We start from the raw sequence: 7,465 nt of genomic DNA on the forward strand, positions 1-7,465 counted from the left end.
CTGACATTCGGACACGGCCTCTGCCGTAGCGGCCCGCTACGGCAGAGGCCGTGTCCGAATGTCAGACTTGACCCCAACGCTGTTTAGCGGACGGCCAGCGAGACGCTGGCGGGGAATTGCGGGGCGCGGCGGTGCAGTGTGGCTTGCTCGTAGCTGTAGGCCATGCGGATCAGCATGGCGTCGCTGTAGGCGGCGCCGACGAACGACAGGCCGACCGGCAACCCGTGCACGTACCCGGCCGGCACGGTGATGTGCGGGTAGCCGGCCACCGCCGCCGGCGACGAGAAGCTGCCGCCGAAATGGTCGCCGTTGATGAAGTCCGTCAGCCACGCCGGCCCGCCGGTCGGCGCCACCAGCGCGTCGAGCCGGTGCTCGCGCATGACCTGGTCGATGCCTTCGGCGCGCGAGTAGCGCTGGTTGTTGGCCAGCGCGTCGCGGTAGGCCGGGGTGTCGAGGCCGCCCTTGGCCTGCGCCCGTTCCAGGTATTCCTGGCCGAAGTACGGCAGCTCCTGCTGGTGGTGCTTCTGGTTGAAGGCGATGACGTCGGCCATGTCGGCCACCGGCGCGTGCGGCGCGTATTCCTTCAGGTAGGCCGCCAGGTCGGCCTTGAATTCGTACAGCAGCACTTCGGTCTCGCTGTCGCCGTATTTGCTCACGTTGGGCACTTCGGTGTCGACCAGGATCGCGCCCTGTGCCTTCAGATCCAGCAGCGCTTTCTCGATCACCGCGTCCAATTCGTCGTTGCTGCCGAAGAAGTTGCGGGCCACGCCGATGCGCTTGTCTTTCAAGCCGCCCTTCTCCAGCGCCGCGCGGTAGTCGCCCGCCTTGCCGGCGCCTTCCCGCGTGGCCGGGTCCTGGGCGTCGACGCCGGTCATCGCGGCCAGCATCAGGGCGGCGTCGGCGACGTTGCGCGCCATCGGGCCGGCGGTGTCCTGCGAGTGCGCGATCGGGATGATGCCGCTGCGGCTGACCAGCCCCAGCGTCGGCTTGATGCCGACCACGCCGCAGATCGAGGCCGGCGAGACGATCGAGCCGTCGGTCTCGGTGCCGACCGCCAGCGTGGCCAGTCCGGCCGCGATCGCCGCGCCCGAGCCGGAGCTCGAACCGCTGCAGTTGCGGTCCAGCGAATATGGGTTCAAGGTCAATCCGCCGCGCCCGCTCCAGCCGCTGACCGAATGCGTCGAGCGCATATTGGCCCATTCGCTCAAATTGGTCTTGCCGATGATGACGGCGCCGGCCGCGCGCAACTGCGCGGCCACATGCGCGTCGCGCGCGGCGCGCACGCCGTTCAGCGCCAGCGAGCCAGCGGTGGTGCTCATGCGGTCGCCGGTGGCGATGTTGTCTTTGAGGAGGACGGGGATGCCGTGCAGCGGGCCGCGCACGCGCTTAAGGTTGCGCTCGCGGTCCATCTCCAGCGCGATCTTCAGCGCTTCGGGATTGATCTCAATGATGGCGTTGAGGCGGGGGCCGGCTTTGTCGATGGTCTTGATGCGGGCCAGGTATTGCGAGGTCAGCGAGTGCGAGGTCAGCTTGCCGGCCTCCATCATCTGCTGCTGTTCCCACACGCCGGCGTCGAGGATGCCGCCGGGACCGAGCTTAGACGCCGCACCGGCCGGCGCCGCCAGCACACGGTTGCTGCCCGCCACGGCACCCGCCGCAACGCCGATACGAACGAATTCCCTGCGATCCATGCCATCCTCGTGAGTGGTTTGAACTGATCACCAATGCGCACTATTTATTGCGTTGCATAAATATATCAGCGTGTTGCCACCCACACCACAAAAATTCTTACAAATCAGAAAATAATTACCAATTCCCAATAAAAAAAGCACGCCGGCATGTATTTCACATGCTGGGCGTGCTTTTTAGCAACTAAAAACCGATTAGTTACGAACGATACGCTTGTATTCGTTGGTACGGGTGTCGATTTCGATGACGTCGTCCTGGCTCACGAACAGCGGCACTTGCACGGTGTGGCGGTGGGCTTCGATGGCGTTTTCGATCTTGGCTTCTTTCAGGACGTTGCCCGAAGTGTTGCCCTTGACGGCTGGCTCCGAGTACACGACCTGGCGGGCGATGGTGGTTGGCAGTTCAACCGAGATGGCCTTGCCGTCGTAGAACACGGCTTCGCATTCCATGCCGTCCTTCAGGTAGTGCAGCGCGTCGCCCAGGTTTTCTTCTTCGATTTCGTACTGTTCGTAGTCGGCGTCCATGAAGACGTACAGCGGGTCGGCGAAGTACGAGTAGGTCACTGGCTTCTTGTCCAGAACCACCACGTCGAACTTGTCGTCGCCGCGGAAGACGTTTTCCATCGGGGTGTTGGTCAGAAGATTCTTCATCTTCCATTTGTAGGTGAAGCCCGTGCGGCTCGAACCGTTGACGTCGGAGCGCAGAACGATCATAGGCTTGCTGTCAACCATGATGATGTTGCCAACACGAATTTCTTTTGCAGGTTTCATAGAGAGTGTACGTAAAAAGTGGGTTGCGTAAAAATCATCTGTCGCCAGGCGGAACGCCCAAAGCTCACGGTTGATCGGGTAAAAATGCGCTAGAGATTAACCCGGCATTATACCTTGTTTTTCCCGCACCGCCTATCTCAGCGTGGCGGCGAAGGCCAGCAGATTGGCGGCCAGATCGCCGTTGGCCAGCATTTGCGTTTGCCACGCGTCGGCGCGCGCGGCCATGGCCGGCATCTGGCGCGCGAAGGCTTGCCACAGCGACGCCCAGTCGCTGCCCTCGCCCGCCGTCGGCGCGCCGTTCCAGCGCAGCGAGAATTCATCCAGCGCGTCGAGCCCCACCGCGTAGCGCTGCAGGAAGGCGCGCAGTTTTTTGTGGTGCAGGTTCTCGTCCTGCGGGTAGATGTGCCACACGAAAGGCTTGCCCGCCCACTGCGCGCGCACGAAGGAATCCTCGCCGCGCACGAAGTTCAGGTCGCAGGCCCACAGCAGCTTGTCGTAGTCCGGCTGCGGCACGAAGGGCAGCACGCGCAGCGTCAGCGCGCCTTGCGTGGCGCTGACGCCGGCCGTGGCGTCGGTGCCGAGGAAGGCTTGCACCGCCTCGGCCGCCACGCCTTCCGGCACCAGGCAGGTGACGGCCTGCGCGCCCGCGCGCCACACGTCCAGCAGCGCCGACACCGGCGCGTGCGGGTAGCAGAACAGCGAGACCTTGGTGGCCGCCATCCCGGCCGGCGTGACGCCGAAGCGCGCCAGGAATTCCGCCATCGCCGCCGGCGAGGACTGGAACTGGCGGCGCTGTTCATCGAGCCCCGCTTCGCGCAGCAGGCCGCCGGTCTTGTCCGTGAAGCCGGGGAAGTAGAAATGCTTGGTCAGCGGCAGGCGCGGATGCGGCGACGTCAAACGGTGGCAGCCTTCGACCCACTCCTCGGCCGTCAAGCCTTCCAGATTGAACCACACCGGGCGCGGTTCGCAGCGCGCCATGGCCTCGATGTAGCCGGGCGGGATGTCGACCGCGAAAAATTCGATGACGATGTCGGCCACGTCGGCCGGCGTGTAGGCGCCGTCCTGGCTGGCCCAGTGGCGCACGGTGACGCCGTCCAGCTGCTGGCTGGCGGCGCCGGTGTCGACCTCGGGGCAGATGCGGCGGAAGCTGGCCAGGTCGTCGACCCACAGCGTGACGGCCAGGCCGTGCTCGCGCCGCAGCTGGCGCGCCAGGCGCCAGCAGATGCCGATGTCGCCGTAGTTGTCGACTACACGGCAGAACAGATCGAGGCGGCGGAATGTCGTCATGGCGGGTCGAAAAAAAAGGGAGGCTGGATGATACCTGATTAACGCGCGGCGGCCACCAAGAATACCAAAACTTTCTCCCCGCAGGCCCGGTCCAACCCCTTCCAACGCAGGCCCTCTCTGCACGCCGGCCGCGCTGGTTCATCGCAACCACAACAAGGAGATGTCATGAACGAGTACCAACAATACTATGCACAACAACAACTAGCACCGCAACAGTATGGCGGCCTGGCGCCGCAAGGCTTCTTTGGCAGCCTGCTGGGCGCCCCGCTGGGCGGCTTGATCGGCCGCGGCATCGGCGGCCTGTTCGGCAATTCGCACCTGGGCAGCCAGATCGGCCAGGCGGCCGGCGGCATTGGCGGCGCCTTCCTGCCGCTGGGGGTCGATCCGGTGACGGCGGCCTACGCGCAACAGGCGCAACAACAGCAACTGCAACAGCTGCAGCAGGCACAGCTCGCACCGCAGGGCTGGTTCGGCAACATCATCAAGAGCGTGGCGCAGCCGCTGGGCGGCGCGATCGGCGGCGCCTTCGGCAACTCCGGCCTGGGCAACACCATCGGCGGCATCGCCGGCCAGCTGGGCGGCATGCTGCCGTTCGCGGCCGATCCGGTGACGCAGGCCTACGCGCAGCAGGCGGCGCAACAACAGCAGCTCCAGCAACTGCAGCAGTTGCAGCAGCTGCAGGCGCAAGGCCTGGCGCCGCAGGGCTGGTTCGGCAACATCATCAAGAGCGTGGCGCAGCCGCTGGGCGGCGTGATCGGCGGAGCCTTCGGCAACTCCGGCCTGGGCAACACCATCGGCGGCATCGCCGGCCAACTGGGCGGCATGCTGCCGTTCGCGGCCGATCCGGTGGCGCAGGCGTATGCGCAGCAGGCGGCGCAACAACAGCAGCTGCAGCAGCTGCAAGGGCTGGCGCCGCAGGGCTGGTTCGGCAACATCATCAAGAGCGTGGCGCAGCCGCTGGGCGGCGCGATCGGCGGCGCCTTCGGTAATTCCGGCCTGGGCAACACCATCGGCGGCATCGCCGGCCAGCTGGGCGGCATGCTGCCGTTCGGCGTCGATCCGGTGACGGCCGCCTATGCGCAGCAGCAGGCGCAGCTGGCCCAGCTGACGCAACAGGCGCAACTGGCCAACGCCGCCAACTCGCTGTACGGCGGTCAGACCCTGCATTGATGGCGCCGCGGCGCCGGCCGGACGGCGCCGCCACCCCTGCCCTCCGGCGGCGGCGGCCGCGGAGGGCGCAGCACTTTTTAAGGAGACCCCCATGACAGAAGCGCAAGCCGCGTCGGCCAAAAAGGCCAGGTATCTGATCCACGCCGCCGACGGCGCGCCGCTGGCCGATTTTCTGGCGGTGGCCGACATCGACCCCGAGATCACCGTGGTCGACGTCATCGGCCCGCGCGACCAGCCGCACACGGCGGTCGTTGAAATCAGTCCCGACAAAGCGCGTGTGCTGGAGCTGCACTTCCGCAGCGCCGGCACGCCCTCCCAACAATTGACGATAGAGCCGGACCAGCCGCTGTCGCTGTTCGACAGTGCGCCGGCCGATCCCATGATCTGAAAGGAAAGTCCATGCCCAGACCCACTAACGACGGCGCCTCGTCGTCGCCGGACCCCACCCTCTCCGGCGGCGAGAGCGCGCCCGCCTCCACCGAAAGCGCCGGCCGCTCCCCGCGCGGCGCATCCGCCGCGCCCGGCGGCGAAGCGCGCGCCGCAACCGACGCCGCCGAACCCGGCCGGCGTGCGCCCGACGGCCGAGGCCGCAACGTGGCCGCGCGCAAGAAGCAGTATGTGATCGCGGCGCGCCAGCCCGACGGCTTGCAGGCGATGAACTTCCAACCGCTGCAGTTTTCCGCGCTGGAGCAGGCGCTACGCAGCAGCAACGACATCGAAGTGGTCGACACGGTCGGCCCCAAATCCGTACTCGGCGCGCTGGCCGACGGCATGGGCGGCTCGCAGGGCGTGCTGGTGGCGCGCATGACGGAGCAGAAGGCCGCCGTGCTGCACCAGCAGGGCCAGGGCCGGCTGCTGGTCGAGCACGACCAGCACCTGAACCTGATGGACCCGGCGCTGCGCCAGCCTTCCATGGTGACCGGCGTGCTGCCGGCCGGCGGCGGGCCGGTGCTCAACGCCGTCATCAGCGTGACCGGCAAGGATGGCGCGCCGCAGGCCGAGGCCGAGGTGTCGCTGTTCGGCAGCATGCTGCCGGCCAGCGGCGTGACCGACGCCAACGGCCAGGTCACGCTGTCGCTGTACGGCGAGACGCCGGAATCGGTGCGCGGCCTGTACGTCAAGCCCAAGTCCGATTACTGGAGCTTCTACCAGCGCGATCCCGACATCAGCACCGACGAGGCCAACGTGGTGGTGCTGCGCGCGCTGTCGGACTGGCCGTCGCTGGCCGGCTTCCCGCGCCAGCGCGCCTACGGCTGGGGCCAGAAGGCGATGCGGCTCGACCAGCTGCCGGGCAACTACCGCGGCCAGGGCATCAAGATCGCCATCATCGACTCGGGCGCGGCCACCACGCACGCCAACCTGGCCGGCATCAAGGCCGGCTTCGACGTGCTCGACAAAAAAACCAACCCCGACGGCTGGGACCAGGACACGCTGGGCCATGGCTCGCACTGCGCCGGCGTGATCGCGGCGGCCGACATCGCCTCGGGCATCCGCGGCTTCGCGCCGGACGCCGAGGTCCACGCCTGCAAGCTGTTCCCCGGCGGCCAGATCAGCCAGCTGATCGACGCGCTGGAGTACTGCATCGACAAGCAGATCGACGTGGTCAACCTGAGCCTGGGCGGGGCCGAGGTGTCGGAGGCGCTGGAGCAGCAGATCGTGCGGGCCAAGCGGGCCGGCATCGCCTGCATCGTCGCGGCCGGCAATTCGGGCGGCGCGGTGCAGTATCCGGCCTCGTCGCCGAACGTGCTGGCGGTGGCCGCCGTGGGCAAGCTCGACGAGTTCCCGGCCGACAGCTACCATGCGCAGACGCTGGACCAGAACGTGGACGCCTACGGCTACTTCACTGCCAAGTTCAGCTGCTTCGGGCCGCAGGTGGCGGTGTGCGCGCCGGGCGTGGCGATCACCTCCTGCGTGCCGCCGAATAATTTCGCGGCCTGGGACGGCACCTCGATGGCGACCCCGCACGTGACCGGGCTGGCCGCGCTGACGCTGGCGCACCATCCGGATTTCCAGACGCCGCAGTACAAGGCGCGCGGGGCCGAGCGGGTCGAGCGGCTGTTCCAGATCATCCGCGCCAGCGCGCACCGCGTCAGCCTGGGCGACCAGAGCCGCACCGGCTTCGGCATGCCGGACGTGCTGGTGGCGGTGGGCTTGCAGAACGCCGTCAGCCAGCAGCCGGCGCAGGCCGTGGCGCCGCAGCAGGCCGGCGGCATGGCGCAGATGATGGCGTCGCCGCAGATGGGCGCCAGCCTGGGCAACGCGATGGGCGGCTTGATGGGCGGCGGCGCGGCCTACGACCCGCTGGGGCTGGACGTGGCGGCGCGCGCGGCGCAGATGGCGGCCTACGGCACGCAATGGCCGCCGCTGCATGTGGGACGCTTCCCGCTGCCGCAGCCGTACAACCCCATCATGTGGTAGGGCCGGAAATGCAAAAAGCCGCACGGGGCGGCTTTTTGCATGGATGCTGCTTGACTGGCGTCCCCAGGGGGATTCGAACCCCCGTACTCACCGTGAAAGGGTGATGTCCTAGGCCTCTAGACGATGGGGAC

The 7,465-nt window shown here is 67.3% G+C and carries 6 protein-coding genes and 1 tRNA gene; 3 read left to right on the forward strand and 4 right to left on the reverse strand.

Translation table 11 applies throughout. The features are described from left to right. Nucleotides 1-83 precede the first annotated feature (83 nt). The 3 genes from AC07WS_RS30240 to earP form a co-directional block, all read right to left on the reverse strand. Nucleotides 84-1,691 carry an amidase gene (locus tag AC07WS_RS30240; RefSeq protein WP_494732626.1) on the reverse strand — a complete coding sequence of 536 codons (1,608 nt, stop codon included), beginning with the start codon at nucleotides 1,689-1,691 and terminating at the stop codon, nucleotides 84-86. Between the two features lie 192 nt (nucleotides 1,692-1,883). Next, nucleotides 1,884-2,459, reverse strand: a complete 576-nt coding sequence (locus tag AC07WS_RS30245; RefSeq protein WP_486063224.1) for an elongation factor P — start codon at nucleotides 2,457-2,459, stop codon at nucleotides 1,884-1,886. Between the two features lie 132 nt (nucleotides 2,460-2,591). Next, on the reverse strand, nucleotides 2,592-3,746 hold the full coding sequence (earP, locus tag AC07WS_RS30250; RefSeq protein WP_494732627.1) for an elongation factor P maturation arginine rhamnosyltransferase EarP: 1,155 nt from the start codon (nucleotides 3,744-3,746) through the stop codon (nucleotides 2,592-2,594). 165 nt (nucleotides 3,747-3,911) lie between these two features. On the opposite strand from earP, the gene AC07WS_RS30255 reads away from it, so the two are divergent. The 3 genes from AC07WS_RS30255 (at nucleotide 3,912) to AC07WS_RS30265 (ending at nucleotide 7,334) form a co-directional block, all read left to right on the forward strand. After that, a complete protein-coding gene (locus tag AC07WS_RS30255; protein ID WP_494732628.1) occupies nucleotides 3,912-4,916 on the forward strand; it encodes a hypothetical protein in 1,005 nt (334 codons plus the stop codon). Nucleotides 4,917-5,007: 91 nt separating this feature from the next. Then, complete coding sequence (locus tag AC07WS_RS30260; protein WP_494732629.1) at nucleotides 5,008-5,304, forward strand: hypothetical protein; 297 nt, start codon at nucleotides 5,008-5,010, stop codon at nucleotides 5,302-5,304. A gap of 11 nt (nucleotides 5,305-5,315) precedes the next feature. Then, a complete protein-coding gene (locus AC07WS_RS30265; protein ID WP_494732630.1) occupies nucleotides 5,316-7,334 on the forward strand; it encodes a S8 family serine peptidase in 2,019 nt (672 codons plus the stop codon). Nucleotides 7,335-7,389: 55 nt separating this feature from the next. Here AC07WS_RS30265 and AC07WS_RS30270 read toward each other — a convergent pair. Then, nucleotides 7,390-7,465: transfer RNA gene (locus AC07WS_RS30270), tRNA-Glu, on the reverse strand.

Source organism: Duganella sp. GW821-FHT01E12 (genome assembly GCF_059422325.1).

Bases quoted from the DNA above. Each gene is read 5' to 3' on its own strand.
- AC07WS_RS30260 (WP_494732629.1), top strand. From the start codon at position 5,008: ATGACAGAAGCGCAAGCCGCGTCGGCCAAAAAGGCCAGGTATCTGATC.
- AC07WS_RS30255 (WP_494732628.1), top strand. From the start codon at position 3,912: ATGAACGAGTACCAACAATACTATGCACAACAACAACTAGCACCGCAA.
- AC07WS_RS30240 (WP_494732626.1), bottom strand. From the start codon at position 1,691: ATGGATCGCAGGGAATTCGTTCGTATCGGCGTTGCGGCGGGTGCCGTG.
- AC07WS_RS30265 (WP_494732630.1), top strand. From the start codon at position 5,316: ATGCCCAGACCCACTAACGACGGCGCCTCGTCGTCGCCGGACCCCACC.
- AC07WS_RS30245 (WP_486063224.1), bottom strand. From the start codon at position 2,459: ATGAAACCTGCAAAAGAAATTCGTGTTGGCAACATCATCATGGTTGAC.
- earP (WP_494732627.1), bottom strand. From the start codon at position 3,746: ATGACGACATTCCGCCGCCTCGATCTGTTCTGCCGTGTAGTCGACAAC.